The organism is Paenibacillus sp. FSL R10-2734 (assembly GCF_037963865.1).
GTDB lineage: Bacteria > Bacillota > Bacilli > Paenibacillales > Paenibacillaceae > Paenibacillus_AQ.
Genome location: NZ_CP150170.1, coordinates 818,042 through 838,546, shown reverse-complemented (window position 1 = coordinate 838,546; position 20,505 = coordinate 818,042). Strand labels below are relative to the sequence as shown.

Here is a 20,505-nt window from a genome sequence, read left to right as displayed (position 1 = left end):
AAGGTTCTCCTTCCCTTATCTCAATCATTCAGTGTGCATCGGAACAAGCAGAAGCTCTAGCTTGCCTTCGTCTACATTCAGTCTTCCTTCAACCGTTTCATATTCAACACTGCCAACCACAATATAATTGACATGCTCAAGTGCTGCAATCATATTCATACTCCACGTGCGTTCCTCAATGACTCGCAGCCCGCCTTCCGGCATTTTCTCAAATAAGATTACTTTCATCCCATTGTCCATTATTACCATTCCTTCCTTAGTTCTGCTATAGCATCTGATACGTCTTTATCACCTTTTCGTTTCGTTTCTAGGCAGGAATAGATTGCCCAGCATTACTCTTAGAATGAGAACGTCTATATAAGAGCAGAATTCCTAACGAGCATAAGCTGACTAAGAGCAATACGCCGTATACATGCTGATATGCTTTTGCCGGGGCAATATTACGCTGAGCATGTAGCAGAAGTCCGCATACTGCAACAGATACAGAACCTCCGAAGAACTGAACCAGTTGTAAAAGCCCCATGCCAGAGCCGATCCAAGTCCTAGGAAGTACTATAGAAGCTTCATTGTTTAAGGATGCCATCGTAGCTGAGAAGGCGGGAGAAAAGCACAGATAACCGATCAGTAGAACTACAGGAGATACAGAAAGATTCAGGGCAAATACAGCCATAACAGCAGCAAGTATACAATGACCAATCACTAAGAAGCGTATATTACCGTACCGATCAATAAAACGTCCCACATAACGGGTCAGAAATGCGGATAATAGCGCCCCCGGAGCGATAAATAAACCGATCATTAGTGCAGATTTATCGAACAGATTAGCGAGCGCAAGCGGCATTAGGAACAAGTTCCCTAAGTTCAGCACCAGAATACAAAAGCCTATGGCAACCAGCTTCAAATAGCCCGGCATGGACAGCAGCTGCGGATTAATGAATGATTCCTTTGCCTTTTTCAGATGTAAGGCATGCACGATAATAGACACCACGCCCACTGCCAGCCACACAAGAGACTGGGTGGTTATAGCTACGAGCAGACTTGCCGCATTTACAACGGTTAGAGCCGCTCCTATGATGTCAAAGCTTGCAGGCTTCGGCTGTTCCTTAGGCAATAACCGCAGCAGCACTGGCAGCACGACAAGCACCAGGCAAGTAATTCCGAACAAGCCGTTCCAGCCAAAGTACTCGCTAATGACGCCTCCGACAATAGGACCCAAACCAAAGGCCATTGCACTACCCGCCGAGATCATCGCAATTGCAGCGCCGCGTCTTTCAATCGGAACGTAGCGACTGGCGAGAACAAGACCCAATCCAGCCATAGATCCGGCGCCCGCAGATTGTACGATTCTCGTGATTAATAGCATATTAAAGTCATGTGCGAACAAGCCAAACACTGATGCCGTCCCAAGTGTAATTAAGCCAATGGTCAAGAGCTTGCGAATCGGCACCAAGTCGGATAACCGGCTATAAATAACCGTCGATAATGCATATCCAATCGAATAGCTGGAAATTACCCATGAGCCTAGGTCAGCAGAAATTTGGAGATCCTGAATAATGGTTGGCAGCGATACATTAAACATCGTTGTATTCATTACTACAATAAAGAGGCACATCGTCCATAATGGCATGACTATTTTATCATTCATTACTACTTTTTCATTCATTCCTATTCCATCCCTGTCCTAATTTATCTATACTTTCCTAGCTAATTTTATGCCTATAATATCAGGATGGCAATTGGAACAGGTGGATTACTTGCGCCACATCAATCGACACAGCAGTTCGAACAGCCCCATATAGTTGCGTGGATTTTTACCCGTCAATATGTGGTTATGATCTCCATTCTCCGCAATAAATACTTGCAGTGTTTCAATCATCCCCGTCTTGTGCTAATGATAAGGTCTTAGGGGAACGCTTTACGATTTCGAAATGAGATGTATCTTTGATATGCACATGGGAAAGTAAAGGTATATTATATAAGCATTTGTGTTTGCTTTAGCATGAAGTTTACAAGGGTTCGCATAGAGACTTTTAAATAAGGGGTAGTAGCCATGAGAGGTATAACAAAAGAAATTGCGATGGAAATTGTTCGACGTACGATGCATGTGATTGGGTACAACGTCAATGTTATGGACAAACGAGGACGAATTATTGGATCTGGCGATGGTAAGCGATTAGGGCAATCACATGAGGGTGCATTACTCGCGATCGAGCGTCGTGGCAGATTTGAGATTGATCAGGAGAGCGCCGCTAGATTGCAGGGGGTATTGCCTGGGACGAACCTTGTTATTGAGTTTGAGAATGAGGTTGTTGGTGTTATTGGGATTACAGGTGATCCTAAGGAAGTGACGAAGTATGGTGAATTGGTGAAGATGACAGCGGAGATGTATCTGGAGCATATGAACCTGTTAGAGCAGGCACAATGGGACAAACGAATGAAGGAGAATTTCCTGCTCGCGGTAATGAATGGCGATGAGGGGAACGTGCAGACATTGCAACATCAAGCACAGCAGATTCATTTTCAGGTGGACAAACCTCATATCGCATGCATCATCGAATTAATTGATCGTAATGAAGCTGAGCTAATGACGACAATGAAGCGGGTAGCTGATGTATTGGAAGGACGCCCGGCTGTTCAATTGATTACCATTCGTAATGCCAGACAAGTTGTTCTGATCAAGGAGCATCTCCACGAGCGGAAGCCACATACGGATATATGTGAAGGAATTCACCAGATTAGACGTTGGTTAGATGTAAAGGAGATTTCTCCACTACGTATCGCGGTAGGTAAAGCTTTTACAGGGATTCAAGGGATGATGAAGTCCATTCAATCCGCAGAAGATACGATGCGTGCAGGCTATGCAATATATCCGGATGAGCCAGTTTATTATGCAACGGATCTGCAACTGGAGACGATGGTCGTTCCAAGTGTACATAATTGGATGTCGGAGGAGTTGCTGCAGCTCTGGGCGCATTTTATGGAGGAGGATCGTAGTGGCGAGCTTCAGCAGACATTAGATCTATTTTACATCGAAAATGGGGAGCAGCAGCATATAGCTGAACGACTGTGTATTCATCGGAATACGTTACGTTACCGACTCCAGCGTATAACCGAGCTCACAGGGAAGGATCCAAGAAATTATCAGGAGCTGTTCCTACTCATGAGTGCGCGTTGGTTATATTTGTTGGAACATTCTGGTACTCATCGTGGAAAATAGGAGCATTATGTGCAAATGCACAAAAAAAGACGTCTATCGGTGCAAAATGTTTATTTCTTCGCCTAATGAAACGCTTACAAAATATCGCTAAAGTATAGGTATGAGCTCAAATCACATATCGAAATATACAACTCTGTGTAAACCCGAGGAGGAATAACTCATGACAGTGAGTGTAAGCGTTTTAGGTGCTTTAGCTGCATTGGTTGTGGCAATCGTTCTAATATTGAAAAAAGTACCGCCAGCCTACGGCATGATGATTGGTGCGTTAGTAGGTGGTTTAATCGGCGGCGTGAGTATGGTGGATACCATTACGCTGATGATGGATGGTGCCAAAGGAATGATTCCTGCCGTGCTTCGTATCTTGGCAGCAGGTGTGTTAGCAGGTGTATTGATTGAATCAGGCGCAGCGAAAAAGATTGCAGAGACGCTGGTTCAGAAGGCCGGCGAGACACGAGCATTACTCGCATTAGCATTAGCAACAATGGTTCTTACAGCAGTCGGCGTATTCGTGGATGTAGCTGTTATTACTGTAGCACCCATTGCATTAGCTATTGCACAACGTGCGAATCTATCGAAATTGGCAATCCTAATCGCTATGATCGGTGGCGGTAAAGCCGGTAACATCATGTCACCAAACCCGAATGCGATTGCAGCATCAGATGCATTTCACATTCCATTAACTTCGTTGATGGCAGCAGGTATAATCCCAGCCGTGTTCGGAATTATCGTAACGTACTTCATCGCAAAGCGTTTAAACAATAAAGGTAGTAAAGTAGAAGCTTCTGAGGTAACGAATAATCCGAATGAGCAGCTTCCAAGCTTCTTTACAGCCATTCTAGCTCCGCTTGTAGCAATTATCTTGTTATCCCTTCGTCCAATTGCAGGCATCGTAGTGGATCCAGTTATCGCGCTTCCAGTTGGAGGTATCGTAGGTGCCATTGCAATGGGAAGATTTAAGAAGTTAAATGAGTTCGCTGTATTTGGTCTTGGTAAAATGACTGGTGTAGCCGTCATGTTAATCGGGACAGGTACATTAGCTGGTATCATTGCAAACTCACAATTGAAGGATGTTATTATCGATGGCCTTACGGCATCTGGCCTACCGGCATACTTGCTTGCTCCAATCAGTGGTGCGTTAATGTCTCTTGCAACAGCATCGACAACTGCAGGTACAGCCGTAGCAAGCTCTGTGTTCGGCTCCACCATTATGGGACTTGGCGTAGCTTCGCTAGGAGCGGGGGCAATGATTCATTCTGGTGCGACTGTATTAGACCACATGCCTCACGGCAGCTTCTTCCACGCAACAGGTGGTAGTGTGAACATGCAGATGAAAGAACGTCTGAAATTGATTCCTTATGAAACTGCAGTTGGTCTAACACTAGCAATCGTTTCGACATTAGTATTCGGTGTATTCCAATGGTTCGTATAACAAATATCGAAGCACGAACAACTCAAAAGGAAGTGAAGAGCATGAAGTTTGTATTGGCGCCAGATTCATTTAAAGAAAGTATGACAGCAATGGAAGCCTGTGAGGCCATAGAACGAGGACTTCGTTCCTCTTTTCCCGATGCAGAATATATTAAAGTTCCGATGGCAGATGGCGGCGAAGGTACGGTTCAATCGCTCGTCGATGCGACAGGCGGACGAATTATACAATGTGACGTAACAGGTCCGCTTGGTCACCCTGTGAATGCATTCTATGGCATTATGGGAGACGGCGAGACCGCGATTATCGAAATGGCAGCTGCTTCTGGACTTGGACTTGTACCGAAGGAAGAGCGTAATCCGTTGATCACCACGACAAAGGGTACAGGAGAACTCATCGTTCATGCGCTGAATGCAGGCGTACGTTCCATTATTATGGGTCTTGGTGGCAGTGCGACGAATGATGGCGGTGTAGGCATGGCGCAAGCGCTTGGATTCCGCTTCTTGCGAGAAGATGGAACGGAGATTGGATACGGTGGAGGATCACTTAGTGAAGTTACTCGTATTGATAGTGCTCATGTAGATCCAAGACTTCAAGGTCTCCAAGTGGTAGCCGCATGTGACGTGGACAATCCGTTAACTGGGGAGCGCGGAGCATCCGCCATCTTCGGCCCACAAAAGGGTGCAACACCCGAGATGGTGAACCAATTGGATGCAAATCTTGCACATTTCGCAAACATCATTCAGCGCGATCTCGGTAAAGAAGTGTGTGATACAGCAGGTGCGGGTGCAGCAGGTGGACTAGGTGCTGGCGTGATGGCCTTCCTAGGAGCCCAGTTGAAGCGAGGCGTCAACATCGTCGTCGATGCTATGAATCTTGCGGATAAAGTGAAGGATGCGGATTATGTCATCACAGGCGAAGGTGGTATGGATAGCCAAACCGTCTATGGCAAAACACCGATTGGTGTTGCCAAAGTAGCACAAGCCGCTGGTGTACCTGTGATTGCCTTAGCAGGTTCCCTAGGTACTGGCGTAGAAGCCGTGTACGAACATGGTATCGATATGTTCTTCTCCATCGTGCCTGGGGTATGTACGCTAGATAAAGCGCTCACCAATGCTTCCTTCAACATGGAGCGCACCGCGCGCAATGTAGGTACATTAATCAAACATAGTAAGCGTTAATCATAAGCGTAAACGCCTTCGGCGTCGCGTGGAGCATTTAATCTATTATATTTTTAAAAAGGCTATTCTAAATCTTAATGTTGATTTTCAACCTAAAGAAAACCGCCCTGCGTTGGGGGCGGTTTTTAAATCAACGGTTCATTTCACGTTGCAGTATTTCAAAAAATAACGACACATGATAGCCATCTACTGTTGCATGATGAACCTTAATATTTACCGGCATTAGCAACTGTGAACCAACTTTTTCGTACTTCCCAGTGGTAATCATTGGTGTTAAATTATTTTTGATAGCTCCTTTGTGAGATGAAAAATGTTCAAAATGCATCCAAGGAATTGATGAAATATTCACCACATTGGGGGGGACATCTCCCATTGGTGCGATATCTGTTGTGTTTGCATAGTCTTTTATAAGCTTTTTGTACTCACGGTCAACTGATTTATAATCTGTTAATTCTTCCAACCATAAGCTATAAAATAACTCTGTTTCTTGATTAAAGTTCGTAAACGTTGGCACTAATTCTTGCCATTCTACTAATTGCTCATCTATGTGGGCATACCTCAAATTCGGAATCTCGTTAACCGATTTAGTCAAATTAAAAATGGAATACGCATAAAAATTTATAGATTCTTCTTTGCATTTTTCAACTGCCCGAGTAACATCAATTTTTACTGTCATTTCAAACGTTGTGTCTGTCGCCATAAAATACTCATAATAGTTTCTTCTTGGAAAACTTTCTAAATCAATGACTTGATAAGTTATCATCTATTTCAGCCACCTTTTTAATATATTCACACCACTAAAAGGAACATACGTTCCTTTTAGTGCGATTATATAATACAATTATTCAATAGTCCATTTCTTATTGAACTATCCCGCTCGTTAACTCAATGAGCAAAAACAACAATGACGTATAACAAATCCTAAAAAAAGGATCTGACCCATGCCATGAAGCTGAGTCAGATCCTTTATTCGTTTTTACAGGTAATCTCAAATGATATTAGGAGACTTGAGTCTCCTTAGTGAGAACGGGTACGGTGTTATCCTCTTCCTGCACTTCATCCTTTGTCTTAGAAAGGAAGATGTTCAGCACAATCGCAGTAATCGAACCGGATACAATACCATTCTGCAGCAGCATCCGTGCAAACTCAGGCAGCTCTGCGAACATCGCAGGAAGTGTTGCTGAACCTAAGCCAACCGCGATACTACAAGCAGCAATCAGTAGATTACCGTCCTTACGCAGATCTACATCGGACAGAATTGAAATTCCGGAAACGGCGACCGATCCGAACATGACAATCATCGCTCCACCAAGTACGGCATTCGGTACAATCGTCGTCAAGGCAGCCAGCTTAGGCAGGAGTCCTAGTACAATCATGATCCCGCCAGCGGCAAAAATAACATTACGAGTCTTAATACGAGACAGCGAAATCAAACCCACGTTTTGAGAAAAAGCAGTGTATGGGAAGGCATTAAAAATTCCGCCCAGCATAATCGCTACGCCCTCGGAACGCAGTCCGTTTACGATCTGCTTCTGTTCAACTTTCTGATCAATTACTTTACCTACTGCAAAATAAACCCCTGTAGACTCCACCATACTAACAATGTTAACGATGATCATAGTGAAGATTGCGGTAAGACTGAACTCAGGCCATCCGAAGTAGAACGGCTGTGCGATACTAACCCAAGAAGCGTCACCAACCGTAGAAAAGTTAACGATACCCATTCCATAAGCAATCACAGTACCCACCACAAGACCTACCAGAACGGAGATCGAGCGCAGGAATCCAGTCGCGAAACGATTAACCATTAAAATAACAAGCAATGTAATCAGTGCAAGCAGCAAATTGCGGGGTTGTCCAAAATCAGCGCTGCCTTCTCCGCCAGCAACATTATTCATTGCCACTGGAATAAGAGATAGCCCGATAATGGTCACGACAGAACCTGTTACAATCGTCGGGAAGAACTTCAACAACTTCCCATAAAGCGGGGCCGCAAGTACAACGAATAAACCGGAAATAATGATCGCACCGTACGCAGTCGCCAAATTATGTGTCGAGGCAATCGCGATAATCGGACCAACCGCTGTAAAGGTACATCCAAGAATAACTGGGAGCCTGCTACCAAAATACTTGGTGCCCATAATTTGCAGCAGCGTAGCCAATCCGCAAGTGAACAAATCGGCTGCGATGAGGTAGGCCATTTGAGTCCCATTCAGCTTCAAAGCGCCCCCAACAATCAGCGGTACGATTACTGCTCCTGCATACATGGCTAGTACATGCTGAAGACCTAACGTAAATACCTTTTGCTTGCTTAACATCCCGCACTCTCCTTGACTTCCTCTAATGAGCTTTCATTATCAATGAAGTGAATTTCACCCGGTGACATAGATGCAATACGGGCCAAGGCATGTACTTCTATGCCTCTTTTCTCCAGAAGGCTCCGACCTTCTTGGAAGCTCTTTTCAATGACACAGCCGACGCCAAGGAGCTCTGCTCCAGCCTCTTTCACAATATCAACCAGCCCCACAAGAGCAGCACCAGTAGCGAGGAAATCATCTACAATAAGCACTTTGTCATCGGGTCCAAGATATTTCTGAGAGACGCTAACCAGATAATCCTCTTGGCGTGTAAAGGAATGTACAGGCGCTGAATAAACTGCCTCCGAGAGGGTTACAGCTTTCTTTTTCTTCGCATAAATAAACGGTACACCTAATGCAATCGCAGTAGCCATTGCAAACTGAATACCACTAGCTTCAATAGTAATCACTTTTGTGATCGGTTGATGTCCGAACAACTTCTTGAACTCCTGACCGATTTGCAGCGCTAGCTCCGTATCGACCTGATGATTCAGAAATGAATCTACCTTCAGTACCGTATCTGATAAAATAAGACCCTCTTGTCTAATGCGCTCTTGAAGTACTTTCATCGTGAACTGATCTCTCCTTCTTCATTATAAAAACAAAAAAAGGACAAATCCCTTGAGTCGTTTCTCTCAAGTGAATCTGTCCTTCTGGGCTTTTGTCCCTTAGTGGTGTAACACTACGTAGTGTCCGCGTCGCTCGGTCCAGACCTTTCCTTCAAAGAAGGAAGCGGAACCCTAGATGCGCTATTTCACTCATAGTCGGATAATTACGATGGTTATCCGGTAGAAACTTATGGGCCATATCCCCAAGATTATACGAGTTTATAAATGTTCGGTATGAATACCTTGTATATCTTACACGCTCTGTCTGGTGCTTACAAGCAAAATTTTTAGTATTTTGCATACCATTTTCAGGTTATTTTCACGAAATTCAATTGTTTACATTTAGTAGTTACTGCTCCAATATCTTCTGCGCAGTTTCAATGCTCAACGTTCGGTCCGATATTCCTGTACAATATAATGATCAAATAATCTAAAACATGCGAGGTGCTAGCAATGAACAATCTAAAATGGGCTATCATCGGCCCGGGAAGTATCGCTACTGAATTTGCGGCTGCTCTAAATGACATCGGTGGAACTTTATATGCGGTAGGATCACGGACCTTAGAGAAAGCCCAAGCGTTCGCGAGCCAATATGGTGCAGAAAAGGCTTATGGCAATTACAGCGAAATGTTGCAAGATCCAGAAATTGATGTTGTCTACATCTCCACACCACATAGCAATCACTATGAATACATCATAGAAAGCTTGCAGAATAACAAACATGTCCTCTGTGAAAAAGCGATCACCGTAAATAGCAGACAGCTACAGGAAATCTCCGAGCTTGCTAAGCGAAAAAACTTAGTCGTCGCCGAAGCTATGACCATCTACCATATGCCACTGTACAAAAAGCTACGGCAAATCGTTGATGAGGGCAAGCTCGGACGCCTCAAAATGGTGCAGGTCTCCTTCGGCAGCCATAAGGAATACGATGTGAACAATCGTTTCTTCAGCAAAGATCTGGCGGGAGGAGCACTGCTGGATATCGGTACCTATGCCTTATCCTTCACGAGATTCTTCCTGTCCAAACAGCCGCATGAGATCCTGACTACGGTGAAACGTTTCGAGACAGGCGTTGATGAACAATCCGGAATTATTCTGAACAACGATGCGGATGAAATGGGGGTCATCTCCCTTACGATGCGCTCCAAAATGCCTAAACGCGGTGTCGTTGCTGGAGAACTTGGCTTTATTACCGTAGATAATTTTCCGCGGGCCTCCCAAGCTACAATTCAATATTTAGATGGTACCCTAGAAACGATTGAAGCCGGCGATACTTCTAAAGCGCTACAATACGAAATTGAAGATATGCAGCGCTATATCGAGGAAAAAGGCAACCGGGAAACCCTTCACCTCTCCTTAGATGTCATGGAAATTATGAGCAATGTTAGGGAGCAATGGGGCATTAAATACAGCTTCGAATAAAATAAACTGAATACTATAGGTCAAGCATCATTAAAAGCGTTGGCAACGCCTTCAAACCAAGGAGGTCCAACGCTTTTTTTGTTGCGGATTATATTCTAGAAATGGATAACAAAATCCTTAGGCGATATCTTATAGGTACTTTTTAGTACCTATAGCACTTTAAAGTACGTACTATACTTAAAGGATACATGGCTTCATAATTGCACTTACCGGACCGGTGATTAACAGAGTGTAGGAGTGAGAGACATGTTGTTAGACCAAAAAAGAAGTACCATGGCACTCTTGGCTTTAGCCATTAGCGCCTTTGCGATCGGAACCACCGAGTTTATCAGCGTAGGGCTGCTGCCACTAATCGCCGATGACCTGCATATACCGCTGACCACAGCAGGATTAACCGTTACTTTATACGCTTTAGGGGTAACCTTTGGCGCCCCTATCTTAACGTCCCTGACCACAGCGATATCGCGGAAAACGTTATTGCTAATCATTATGATTGTGTTTATTATCGGCAATAGTCTTGCGGCTGCTGCGGGCGGAATTACAGTTCTGCTAATTGCCAGAGTTATTTCTGCCCTATCACATGGCCTGTTCATGTCGATTGCCTCAACCATCGCAGCCGACCTCGTACCCGACAATCGTAAAGCCAGTGCTATTGCAATCATGTTTACAGGGCTAACCGTAGCTACTGTTACTGGTGTTCCACTGGGTACCTTTCTAGGGCAACAGTTAGGCTGGCGAGCTGCATTCATCGCCATTGTTGCCATCGGGCTTATAGCGCTCATCGGTAATCTGCTCTTGGTCCCTGCTAAAGGGCTGCGCAAAGGAACCCCAACACCGCTTCGTGAACAAGTGAAACTCGTAACGAACGGACGATTACTGCTGGCCTTGGCAATCACTGCTTTAGGGTATGGAGGCACATTTGTAGTCTTTACTTATTTATCTCCACTTCTTCATGAAATCAGCGGTTTCAAAGAGAGCACCGTTGCCGTCATCCTTCTTGTGTATGGTATAGCGATTGCCATCGGCAACGTCATTGGAGGTAAAGCAGCCAACCGTAAGCCTTTGAATGCCCTGTTCTACATGTTTGCTGTACAAGCTATTGTATTATTCGTCTTAACCTTTACCGCTCCTTATAAAGTGGCTGCACTACTCACGATCTTCTTTATGGGCTTGTTAGCCTTCATGAACGTACCCGGTCTACAGGTACACGTAGTCACACTTGCAGATCGATATGCGCCGAGTGCGAGAGACGTAGCATCTGCGATGAATATTTCTGCTTTTAACGCTGGTATTGCCATCGGTGCTTATCTTGGCGGCATTGTGACGGATCATATGGGACTGATTCATACCACTTGGGTGGGCGCTATAATGGTTCTATCCGCGGTAATCCTAACCGCCTGGAGTCGTGCGCTGGAGAGGAAAGATGAGACTCTTCTCCAGTCTGAAGCTGCTTAATTAGCTTTCCATAAACAACCCAAATAAACTTATAAATATCTTAGGAGGTTTTATGATTATGGCTCAACATCTACAGGATACAACTACATTACACAACGGGGTAAACATGCCTTGGCTTGGACTCGGTGTATTTCAGGTCGAAGAAGGGGCAGAGCTGATACAAGCGATCAAATCTGCCATTGCACATGGCTACCGCAGCATCGACACAGCAGCGATCTATGAGAATGAGGCTGGCGTGGGTCAAGCGATCAAAGAAGCTTTGCAGGAGAACAACCTATCCAGAGAAGAGCTCTTCGTAACCTCTAAGGTCTGGACTGCAGATATGGGATACGAAGAAACCATTGCCGCCTACGAGACTAGCCTAGCTAAGCTTGGACTTGAGTATCTTGATCTATATCTTATCCACTGGCCAGTACAGGGAAAATATAAAGAGACTTGGAGAGCGCTTGAAACGCTGTATAAAGAGGGGCGCGTAAAAGCGATCGGAGTCAGCAATTTCCAGATCCATCATCTTGAAGATGTGATGAAGGATGCGGAAATTAAGCCGATGGTAAACCAAGTAGAGCTCCACCCTTATTTGAGTCAGCAAGAGCTGCTTAGCTTCTGCAAAAAACATGAAATCCAATTGGAGGCTTGGTCTCCATTAATGCAAGGTCAATTGTTCGTTCAGCCTATCCTGAAACAAATTGCAGCTAAACACGGCAAATCTGTAGCCCAAGTGATTATCCGTTGGGACCTGCAACGAGGAATTATTACCATTCCAAAGTCCACGAAAAAGCACCGGATCATCGAAAACGTAGACGTGTTTGATTTTCAGTTAACGGAAGAGGATATGACTCTAATTAACGCCTTGAATCAAGATCAACGGGTAGGTCCAGACCCTGATCATTTCGACTTCTAATTAAGCAATCACTAGGTTAAGTAACAGTAAAAAAGACCCTATCTTTCAGAAATGAAAGAGGGGTCTTTTTGTCTTTACGCACCTTGCACTAGCACAATAAGGATCGGCAACACGAGAAACGAAGCTAGCGTCGTCCATAAAATACATTTGGATACTAGCTCTGGAGAAGCGTTAAATCGCTCCGCTAATACCACCGCGTTGACGGCAACTGGCATAGAGGCCAGAATCAGCAGTACAGAGAATAAAATACCGTCAATTTGCAGAATAGATAATCCGAGGTATGCCACTAGTGGAGCTAATATTAATCGAATGAGCATCCCTGTCCAAAAAGTAGACTGGCCCTTGTGTTCAGATGGCATGGTTCTTACTTTGACCATCTGTGCGCCCAGAATCGCCAGTACGACTGGTGAATAACCTCCGGCAACCATAGAGACCCCTGTAGCAAGCTCAGAAGGTAAATGCAGGTCAAATATTCTAAGAAAAAGTGCTAGTATAGCCGCATAGATGGCAGGGAGAGAGAACACGGACTTTACCGCATTTTTCACCGAGAACTGCGACCTAGCCGCAAAATAAACGCCCACTGTATTCACGATAATCATCTGCCCAATCACATACACAGAAGCCTTATCGAGCCCAAGCTGTCCGAAAGCAAGTAACACCAAAGGAAGTCCATAATTCACACTATTCGTAAACGTCGAGATCAGGGTCAATCCTGATATTCCAGAGGGTCCGAGCTTCAATAACTTCCCGATGATATTTGCAATCGCCCATAGGAAGCACAGATTCAGAAGTGAAAAGGCGAGCGTCTTATATATATCATCCATAGAAATCTCAGCCGTAGCCAATGTATTAAGAATAATAGCCGGCGTTAAAAAGTATAGATAGAGCGTCAATAACGGCTTGGTGTCCAGATTCTTAAACCTTCCAAGCAGCGCACCGACGATCACCGGAATGGATAATGGCACGATGACTTGATACAACGTTGATAATACACTCTGGATCATAAACAGTACTCCTCAGCTCTAAGTTACTCTAAACTATAAGCGCAACAGAGCAAGACGTCTAAGATTTGAAATCAATATACACAATAGCCATTACCTATAATATAAAAAAGATCCCAGCCCCTCTATAACGGAGTTGAGATCTTTTCATCATGTGTTACATCATTTTGATTTCAAGCAATTCATATTTGATGATACCCATTGGTGCATTTACACTAACGATATCCCCGACTTTTTTACCAAGCAATTCCTTGCCCAGTGGACTTTCATAGGAAATCTTGTTGTTTAGGACATCCGCTTCAGCAGCCCCTACAATTCTATATTCAATCTTCTCGGAGTATTCAATATCGTTCAGGGTAACGATACAACCCATACTAACCTTCGACAGATCCATCTGACTCTCATCTACGATCTTGGCTTTGGTCAGCATTTTCTCCAAAATCATAATACGAGTCTCCATGAACGATTGGTCGTCCTTGGCCGAATGGTACTCGCTATTTTCCTTCAAGTCTCCATAGCTGATCGCCAATTTGAGCCGTGCTGCCAATTCCTTGCGCCCTGGGCCCTTCAATTCCTTCAGTTCTTCCTCTAATTGAGCCAATCCTTCTTTGGTCAAGAACACTTCTTCATTAGACATGTATACAACTCCTATTTTGGATGCTTTATAAATATTTTAACCTATATTTCACATTCTTGCGACAAGCATAAACGCCTTCGGCGTCCTTGTAAGGACGGCAAGCGTTTAAGCGAGAAATATAAAAATTAAAGTATAGGTGCAAAACCTATACTTTCTTATATTTAAATAAAAATCCCTGCCACAATTGAACATTGGGCAAGGATGTCAATGCTGCATCATTATTCTGGTAAATGCTCTTTACAGAACAGGAGCAGTGCTGCTTCCTCGTCCTCTTCCATATCGAAATCAAGCAAATTGCCTGTAGTTGTCTCTTGTAGATCATAGCTCACGATGCTGACCTGATCTTCATCCACTTTAATGATCGCTCTAGCCGATACGCCATTCTCTATATAGAGCTCATCATCTTCAGGAACGTCCAGTTGAACCATAAATTCATACCGCTTACCGGTTAGTATGCCAAAAGGATCCTTTACATTCTCCACGTTGTAGCCCTTAAATGTCAACATTGTTCCATCAGCCTCTTTTCCTAATACCTGCCACGTCATTGTATCATAAAAAGTAACATGAGGTTGTCAGCAGACTTAATCAAGCCATTGCTTTCGACTTCTTGATCTGTTTGCTCCGCAGTTGTCCGCATGCCGCATCAATATCCACACCATGCTCCAGACGAGTGCTTACACTAACACCCTGCTTCTTCAAGGTATCAAAAAAGGCTCGTACGGTCTCCCGCTCGCTTCTCTGATATTGACTGTGCTCATCGACTGGATTATAAGGAATCAAGTTCACGTTGACGAGCTGGCGCCGATCGCCGATTAGCTCAGTTAGCTCAAGCGCATGCTCCTTACCGTCATTTACATCCTTCATCAGAATGTATTCTAACGTAATTCTCCGATTTGTTTTTTCCAAATAATAATCTATAGACTCCATTAATTTCTCGATCGGAATGGCCTTGTTAATCTTCATAATCCGCGTCCGCAGCTCATTATTAGGTGCATGCAGAGACACTGCCAAGTTCACCTGTGTATTCGCATCGGCGAATTCAACGATTTTGTTAGCAAGCCCACTCGTCGATACAGTAATCCCTCTTCCTGCGATCGCTAGTCCCTTATGGTCCTTGATAATCGATAAGAAATCGAGCAAGTTCTTAAAGTTGTCGAACGGCTCGCCAATACCCATAACTACAACGTGACTAACCTTTTGTTCGAGATTTGCTGCATCCAAATGCTGTTGGACCTTCATAATCTGCTCCACAATCTCACCGCTGGAAAGATCACGGCTCTTCGCTAACAGTCCGCTAGCGCAAAAGCTGCAGCCGATATTACATCCAACCTGAGTAGTGACACAAACGGACAAACCGTATTTCTGTCTCATGAGCACCGTCTCAATCAGGTTGCCATCCTTCAAACGGAACAGAAACTTAATCGTCCCATCCGCAGACTCCTGCTTCACATGTTCTTCCAGCGTATGAATCACATAGTGCTGCTCCAATAATTCTACACAATCTTTATTTACATCGAGCATTTCTGAGAATTCTGTAATCCGCTTCCGATAAAGCCAATCCCAGACCTGCGTAGCTCGAAATTTTTTATGTCCTCGTTCTAACAGCCATGCCGCCAGTTGATCAAAAGTTAATCCATAAATGGATTCCATATTCATTGGTTACCTCTTTTCAAAACGTTAAAGTTCAGTCCATCACTACTCATTGTCTCAAATTTTTTTTATTTAAACAAGGGGAGTTGTAGCGCAGCGTCGAAGTTTACACCATTAGAAGTCCGTTCTATGAAATTACATCTGAGGAGAGATCGAATCAAATGAGCTCAACCACAATAAAAATCATCGGTTTTACCCTTCTAGCTGCCGTTCTAATCCTTGGCGGTTTTTTACTGTATATTACCATTAAAGATTATAAGCCGAAGGAGACAACTCCACTAACGATAAACCGTAATCAGGATCAAATAATGAAGCAGGGAGAGCCTTTTGCAATAACCACCTTTAATATTGGCTATGCTGGGCTGGATAAGGATCAGGATTTCTTTATGGATGGCGGGACCAAATCACGTTCAAGCAGCGAGGAACAAACGAAGACAAATCTTGAGGCAATAGCTTCTCTAATGACCACTTCAGGCTCGGATCTATTCATGTTGCAGGAGGTGGACATCGATTCTTCCCGTAGCAACGGTATAGATGAGGTTTCCTTCTTATCGAATACCTTCCCTGGTTACAGCAACGTATTCGCGACGAACTACAAGGTACCTTGGGTGCCGATTCCAGTTCTTGATCCGATGGGCTCGGTGTATAGCGGTTTATTAACCTTATCTAAATTTGGCAGCACAAGTAGTGTTAGATATGATCTCCCAGGAAAAGAAAGCTGGCCTCGTCAACTGTTTGAACTCGACCGTGCCTTCATGGAGAGCAGATTCCCCGTCGATAACGGGAAAGAATTGATCCTAATCAATCTGCATCTATCTGCCTTTGACCAAGGTGGAACGATTCGCAAGCAACAATTAGAATATCTGGCTACTTATATCCAGAAAGAGAGCGATAAAGGTAACTACCTCATTTTGGGCGGAGATTGGAACCACTCCCTACCGGGTACAACCCCTGAAGCCTTTAAGACTACCCAAGCTTGGCCGGAGTGGTTACAGCAGTTCCCTGAAGATTTTAAACCTGAGGGCTTTCAGTGGGCTGTCGATGCTAAAGTACCGTCCGTCCGGACACTCGATATAGCCTATTCAGAAGGGGTGAATTTCCGGGCTGTAATTGATGGCTTTCTAGTTTCACCAAATATCACAATAAGTGGAGTACAGGGCCATGACTTATCCTTTACACACAGCGATCACAACCCTGTAACAGCCACTCTTATTCTGAAATAAGATCCAATCATGGATTATTGATGTTATTTAAAAATGACGAATTTCATGTTTTTCTCTTGAAAATACTTAATGATAGCGGGCAACGCCTCTACGGTAATCTTCTTTTCGTGAAATAGATACACGCCGCCAGACGGATCACTATGATGAACATATTGAAGGATATCTTCTGGACTCTTAACTTTCCAGTCCTCAGAATCTCGATTCCACAACAGTACATTCATCTGCTGCTCCGTCACCTTGGCGGCTAATTTATTATTTATAGCACCATAAGGAGGCCGAAAAACAGTAATCGGCGATTGAATGACTTGTTCCAACGCCTGGTTAGCCTTGATCAAATTATTGCGATTCTCCTCATCCCCATTGTCGGTCATCTTGCTATGATCCCACGAATGACTTCCAATCGACATCTGATGCTCATTGGCATACTTAACCGCTTCCACATTATGAGCGACCTTATTCCCAACAAATAAAAAGGTGGCCGCCACCTCATGTTCTACTAAAATATCTACGATTTCTTTCGTATACTTCGACGGACCATCATCAAATGATAAGGCCACGTAACCCTTCGGCAAGCTATATTCGTATTTGTTTCCGGTTAATGCAATCTCTTCATACTGTGTTGTCTGTTCCTGAGGAGGCTCCGAGGGTTCTGGCGTAGGTTCATCTTGCTGGCTATGGCTTAATAACATCTGAGCGCTGGGTACGAGCGGCAGAGAGAGAATGGGCTCAATCTGCTCAGAACTGGCGACCTGTTCGGGATCTTTCAACGCATCTGCGCTGTCTATGAGTTGTCCATCCATTCGAAGAGGTAATACAAGTACCAAACAAACGAAAATGATACATTGCAGTGCAACTCGCCCGATCCGTCTGCTCTTCTTTCTCCTTAGCCTTCGTTCTGAATTTTTAGAGGAACGCCTCGTTTGAACTACTCTCTCAGCTTCAGCTTCAGCTTCTACTTGAGGATAGTCCTGCTGCTTTAACTTAAGAAGTTGCGACACATAATATTCAGAGCAGGCAAAATACAGCGTTTCGCTGAAGGCTTTGTTCATTATGATCAGCGTACTGTAATAACTGTTACGATAGGGATCCCACTTCGGATACAGTGACAATCTCATTCTTTCCCCGGAAAAGGGACCTAGCGCGTTTAATTGTTCATATGTAAATTCATCGATGGTAAGCATGCATCTTTCATACCCGACATTACGGGTTAGCCCTACCTCAATCTGATAACCGGCCTGCTTATGCTCAAGCGACAGTAACTCAATCATTAGAATGGTACTCGGTTCAATAGATAGCATGAATCCTATGTATCTCCGTTTCCATCATTTCGACCTGTTTGCGTGCTGCCACTCCCAAAAGGGACGGTCATGCGATTGGTGAAATCGCTGATCATACCGGAGAGATATGCTTTTTCTTGACGGATCGTATCGTACTTCTGTCTTAAATGAGCGTTTTCAATTTCAACTCGACCGAGCTTCTCTTCTAGATCATTCATCTTCTTGAGTTTTTCCGCATGAGCTTCGTTATGCTTTTGGATCAGACTTACATACTTTTGATGCTCCAGATCAATCGTACTTTTTAATTCTTCAATCTCTGCGGTGAGGGTAGTCTGAAGCTCCCGATAATCTTCAAGCACTTGATCGACTTTCAAATTCTTCTCAATCAATTTATGCTCGAGCTCTCGGACGTTCTTCTCTCTTTCCTCAATCACTTTATTGAGGTTCTTCATGTCCCGATTCAGACGTTCAACATGGCTGCTGGAATGAGTTAACCGATCCTGAAGTTCATTAATATTCGTCTCCGCATGCTGTCTGGCCTGAATAATCTGCTCCACAGAGAAGATCAAATCGAGTGATTTTTTATCAAGCTGAGCTTTACCCGTAGTAACCACTCCTGCTAAAGTCTCGCCTGCGACATGATCTTCATTCTCCTCGCCCAGCTCTTCTGATAATTGTACCTTTTGAACCATACCCGGCTTAACCTGCTTATCCACTGCATCTTTCTTTTTAAAAAAGGGAGAAATCATTGATCTTATCACCTCAATTATAAAAAAATGTCAAAAAATGTCGAGTGCCCACGAGTCTATTATAATTTACTTATCTTGTCTGTAAGTGAGCCTTTATATCTAACTTTTTGAATTGGATCAAAAGTCCTAAATTCTTCCTGCAACAAAAAAAAGCACCCTTGCGGGTGCTCTGATTTCAATTGAATTTATCAGGGAATTGTTTAACAATACCCTCCGTTAGTATATCTGCAAACATAATCATATGCTCCAGCCCTTTATCGAAAGCGACGATTTCAGCATCCCAATCCTTTTTTGCCCTAGCTGTCACATCATCCGTAATCAACTCCAAATGTTCATGAAGCATTTCTTTCAATTGTTCATACGAATATTTGGGATTCTGTGCACTCAGGAACTTGGCGATGTCGTCAGCGTTCTTATACCACTCTTTATTGTATTTTTCCACATCCGCCTGATTTCCAGCTATTACTGCGCCAACTACTTTCCCGGCAATAACAATATGTTCCCGCAATAACTGAGCCAGCTTGTCACCTACAGCCTCACCGTAATACGGTTTAAAGACATTCCCTATGTCTTGCTGATTCTGTAGCAACCTTGCCAGTACCTTATCTTTGTCCTCGGAATTCGTAAAGGCGCTCACTATGTAGTTTTTCGTCCATATCACATGATCGCTCCATAGCTTCCTAAGGTTATCTTTAAGCTCTATCACGGAAGGTGTTAAGCATTGCTTATGTGAGCTCTTTTTCTCTTTGGCTGCAGCATCGACGGTAGTTACGGGCACCACACTAACAACAAGAAACATACACAACAAGGTTAACTTCGCAATCAAAAACTTAGGCTTCAATATGACCAATCTCCTTTTGAGCATCAATTGAACATCTTGTATATTGTGTACCGATGCGCCCATTTCATTCATAACTACTTTTAAGCAAAAAAAAGCACCGTCATTAGACGGCGCCTTTTCTTTATATTTATCTAAACATCACTTTATCTACATTGTATTTAGACTTCAATTCATTAATGATATACGTTTCATAGATCTCTCTATGAACGGGACTTTCAATTAAACATACATCAATTCTGGTGACCTCGTCCCGATGCAGCTTGATATCAGATACGGTGTCTTCGAAATGTTTTTTGATTCTTGGTCTTAGCTTTCTCGCTTTACCTACAAACAACAGCTCATCTTGATCATTGTAGAACATAAAGATACCGCCGTAATCTCTTGGAATCAGGTGAAAATCAGTGAATCCGTAAATATTGCTTAACTGCGGGTTGATTTGTTTAGTAATTCTAACATCCACATTGGGAATGGTTATGTTGATCATTTTAGCTCACGTCCTCTTTCTATATAGGAGTAAATAGTATCATAAGTTAGCCTTTTATTCTATCTTTCGCAATGAA

21 protein-coding genes and 1 riboswitch are annotated in these 20,505 nt (G+C 43.7%); of the genes, 7 read left to right on the top strand and 14 right to left on the bottom strand.

Going from position 1 to position 20,505, the window contains the following annotated elements; genetic code table 11:
• Nucleotides 1-24 precede the first annotated feature (24 nt).
• The 3 genes from NSS67_RS03845 to NSS67_RS03835 all read right to left on the bottom strand — a co-directional run bounded on the left by NSS67_RS03845 (nucleotide 25) and on the right by NSS67_RS03835 (nucleotide 1,876).
• Nucleotides 25-240 (bottom strand): hypothetical protein, encoded by a 216-nt coding sequence (locus tag NSS67_RS03845; protein WP_339318390.1) that lies wholly within the window; start codon nucleotides 238-240, stop codon nucleotides 25-27.
• Nucleotides 241-307: 67 nt separating this feature from the next.
• A complete protein-coding gene (locus NSS67_RS03840) occupies nucleotides 308-1,663 on the bottom strand; it encodes an MFS transporter (protein WP_339318389.1) in 1,356 nt (451 codons plus the stop codon).
• An 87-nt stretch (nucleotides 1,664-1,750) separates the two neighbouring features.
• Nucleotides 1,751-1,876: a hypothetical protein gene (locus tag NSS67_RS03835; protein ID WP_339318388.1), complete on the bottom strand. Its 126-nt coding sequence runs from the start codon at nucleotides 1,874-1,876 to the stop codon at nucleotides 1,751-1,753.
• A 174-nt stretch (nucleotides 1,877-2,050) separates the two neighbouring features.
• Between NSS67_RS03835 and NSS67_RS03830 the strand changes: the two genes are divergently transcribed.
• The 3 genes from NSS67_RS03830 to NSS67_RS03820 all read left to right on the top strand — a co-directional run bounded on the left by NSS67_RS03830 (nucleotide 2,051) and on the right by NSS67_RS03820 (nucleotide 5,824).
• Entirely contained in the window at nucleotides 2,051-3,217 is a 1,167-nt protein-coding gene (locus tag NSS67_RS03830; RefSeq protein ID WP_339318387.1) for a sugar diacid recognition domain-containing protein, read from the top strand.
• A 160-nt stretch (nucleotides 3,218-3,377) separates the two neighbouring features.
• On the top strand, nucleotides 3,378-4,646 hold the full coding sequence (locus tag NSS67_RS03825) for a GntP family permease (RefSeq protein ID WP_339318386.1): 1,269 nt from the start codon (nucleotides 3,378-3,380) through the stop codon (nucleotides 4,644-4,646).
• 41 nt (nucleotides 4,647-4,687) lie between these two features.
• Entirely contained in the window at nucleotides 4,688-5,824 is a 1,137-nt protein-coding gene (locus tag NSS67_RS03820; protein WP_339318385.1) for a glycerate kinase, read from the top strand.
• A gap of 130 nt (nucleotides 5,825-5,954) precedes the next feature.
• On the opposite strand, the gene NSS67_RS03815 is transcribed toward NSS67_RS03820, so the two are convergent.
• The 3 genes from NSS67_RS03815 to NSS67_RS03805 form a co-directional block, all read right to left on the bottom strand.
• Nucleotides 5,955-6,587 (bottom strand): CatA-like O-acetyltransferase, encoded by a 633-nt coding sequence (locus NSS67_RS03815; protein ID WP_339318384.1) that lies wholly within the window; start codon nucleotides 6,585-6,587, stop codon nucleotides 5,955-5,957.
• Between the two features lie 235 nt (nucleotides 6,588-6,822).
• On the bottom strand, nucleotides 6,823-8,142 hold the full coding sequence (locus tag NSS67_RS03810) for a nucleobase:cation symporter-2 family protein (RefSeq protein ID WP_339318383.1): 1,320 nt from the start codon (nucleotides 8,140-8,142) through the stop codon (nucleotides 6,823-6,825).
• Nucleotides 8,136-8,750 carry a xanthine phosphoribosyltransferase gene (locus NSS67_RS03805; RefSeq protein ID WP_339318382.1) on the bottom strand — a complete coding sequence of 205 codons (615 nt, stop codon included), beginning with the start codon at nucleotides 8,748-8,750 and terminating at the stop codon, nucleotides 8,136-8,138. The genes NSS67_RS03810 and NSS67_RS03805 overlap by 7 nt, the downstream gene beginning before the upstream one ends.
• A 172-nt stretch (nucleotides 8,751-8,922) precedes the next feature.
• Nucleotides 8,923-9,026, bottom strand: a riboswitch (purine riboswitch).
• Nucleotides 9,027-9,242: 216 nt separating this feature from the next.
• Between NSS67_RS03805 and NSS67_RS03800 the strand changes: the two genes are divergently transcribed.
• The 3 genes from NSS67_RS03800 (at nucleotide 9,243) to NSS67_RS03790 (ending at nucleotide 12,567) form a co-directional block, all read left to right on the top strand.
• Nucleotides 9,243-10,211 (top strand): Gfo/Idh/MocA family oxidoreductase, encoded by a 969-nt coding sequence (locus tag NSS67_RS03800; RefSeq protein WP_339318381.1) that lies wholly within the window; start codon nucleotides 9,243-9,245, stop codon nucleotides 10,209-10,211.
• Between the two features lie 246 nt (nucleotides 10,212-10,457).
• Entirely contained in the window at nucleotides 10,458-11,666 is a 1,209-nt protein-coding gene (locus NSS67_RS03795; protein ID WP_339318380.1) for an MFS transporter, read from the top strand.
• A gap of 58 nt (nucleotides 11,667-11,724) precedes the next feature.
• Complete coding sequence (locus NSS67_RS03790) at nucleotides 11,725-12,567, top strand: aldo/keto reductase (RefSeq protein WP_339318379.1); 843 nt, start codon at nucleotides 11,725-11,727, stop codon at nucleotides 12,565-12,567.
• A gap of 74 nt (nucleotides 12,568-12,641) precedes the next feature.
• Here NSS67_RS03790 and NSS67_RS03785 read toward each other — a convergent pair whose 3' ends face one another.
• From NSS67_RS03785 to rlmN, 4 genes are all read right to left on the bottom strand, one after another.
• Nucleotides 12,642-13,571 carry an AEC family transporter gene (locus NSS67_RS03785; protein WP_339318378.1) on the bottom strand — a complete coding sequence of 310 codons (930 nt, stop codon included), beginning with the start codon at nucleotides 13,569-13,571 and terminating at the stop codon, nucleotides 12,642-12,644.
• Between the two features lie 154 nt (nucleotides 13,572-13,725).
• A complete protein-coding gene (gene greA, locus NSS67_RS03780; protein WP_042131553.1) occupies nucleotides 13,726-14,205 on the bottom strand; it encodes a transcription elongation factor GreA in 480 nt (159 codons plus the stop codon).
• 218 nt (nucleotides 14,206-14,423) lie between these two features.
• A complete protein-coding gene (locus NSS67_RS03775) occupies nucleotides 14,424-14,711 on the bottom strand; it encodes a DUF6509 family protein (RefSeq protein WP_339318377.1) in 288 nt (95 codons plus the stop codon).
• A gap of 79 nt (nucleotides 14,712-14,790) precedes the next feature.
• A complete protein-coding gene (gene rlmN / locus NSS67_RS03770) occupies nucleotides 14,791-15,861 on the bottom strand; it encodes a 23S rRNA (adenine(2503)-C(2))-methyltransferase RlmN (RefSeq protein ID WP_339318376.1) in 1,071 nt (356 codons plus the stop codon).
• 155 nt (nucleotides 15,862-16,016) lie between these two features.
• Between rlmN and NSS67_RS03765 the strand changes: the two genes are divergently transcribed.
• Nucleotides 16,017-17,078: an endonuclease/exonuclease/phosphatase family protein gene (locus tag NSS67_RS03765; RefSeq protein ID WP_339318375.1), complete on the top strand. Its 1,062-nt coding sequence runs from the start codon at nucleotides 16,017-16,019 to the stop codon at nucleotides 17,076-17,078.
• 23 nt (nucleotides 17,079-17,101) lie between these two features.
• Here the strand turns inward: NSS67_RS03765 and NSS67_RS03760 are convergent, their stop codons facing one another.
• From NSS67_RS03760 to NSS67_RS03745, 4 genes are all read right to left on the bottom strand, one after another.
• Nucleotides 17,102-18,376 carry a polysaccharide deacetylase family protein gene (locus NSS67_RS03760; RefSeq protein WP_339318374.1) on the bottom strand — a complete coding sequence of 425 codons (1,275 nt, stop codon included), beginning with the start codon at nucleotides 18,374-18,376 and terminating at the stop codon, nucleotides 17,102-17,104.
• 5 nt (nucleotides 18,377-18,381) lie between these two features.
• Complete coding sequence (locus tag NSS67_RS03755) at nucleotides 18,382-19,104, bottom strand: hypothetical protein (RefSeq protein ID WP_339318373.1); 723 nt, start codon at nucleotides 19,102-19,104, stop codon at nucleotides 18,382-18,384.
• Between the two features lie 175 nt (nucleotides 19,105-19,279).
• A complete protein-coding gene (locus NSS67_RS03750; protein WP_339318372.1) occupies nucleotides 19,280-19,945 on the bottom strand; it encodes a glycosyltransferase in 666 nt (221 codons plus the stop codon).
• A gap of 127 nt (nucleotides 19,946-20,072) precedes the next feature.
• Nucleotides 20,073-20,429, bottom strand: coding sequence for a nucleotide excision repair endonuclease (locus tag NSS67_RS03745; RefSeq protein WP_339318371.1), 357 nt, complete (start codon nucleotides 20,427-20,429; stop codon nucleotides 20,073-20,075).
• Nucleotides 20,430-20,505: the final 76 nt, after the last annotated feature.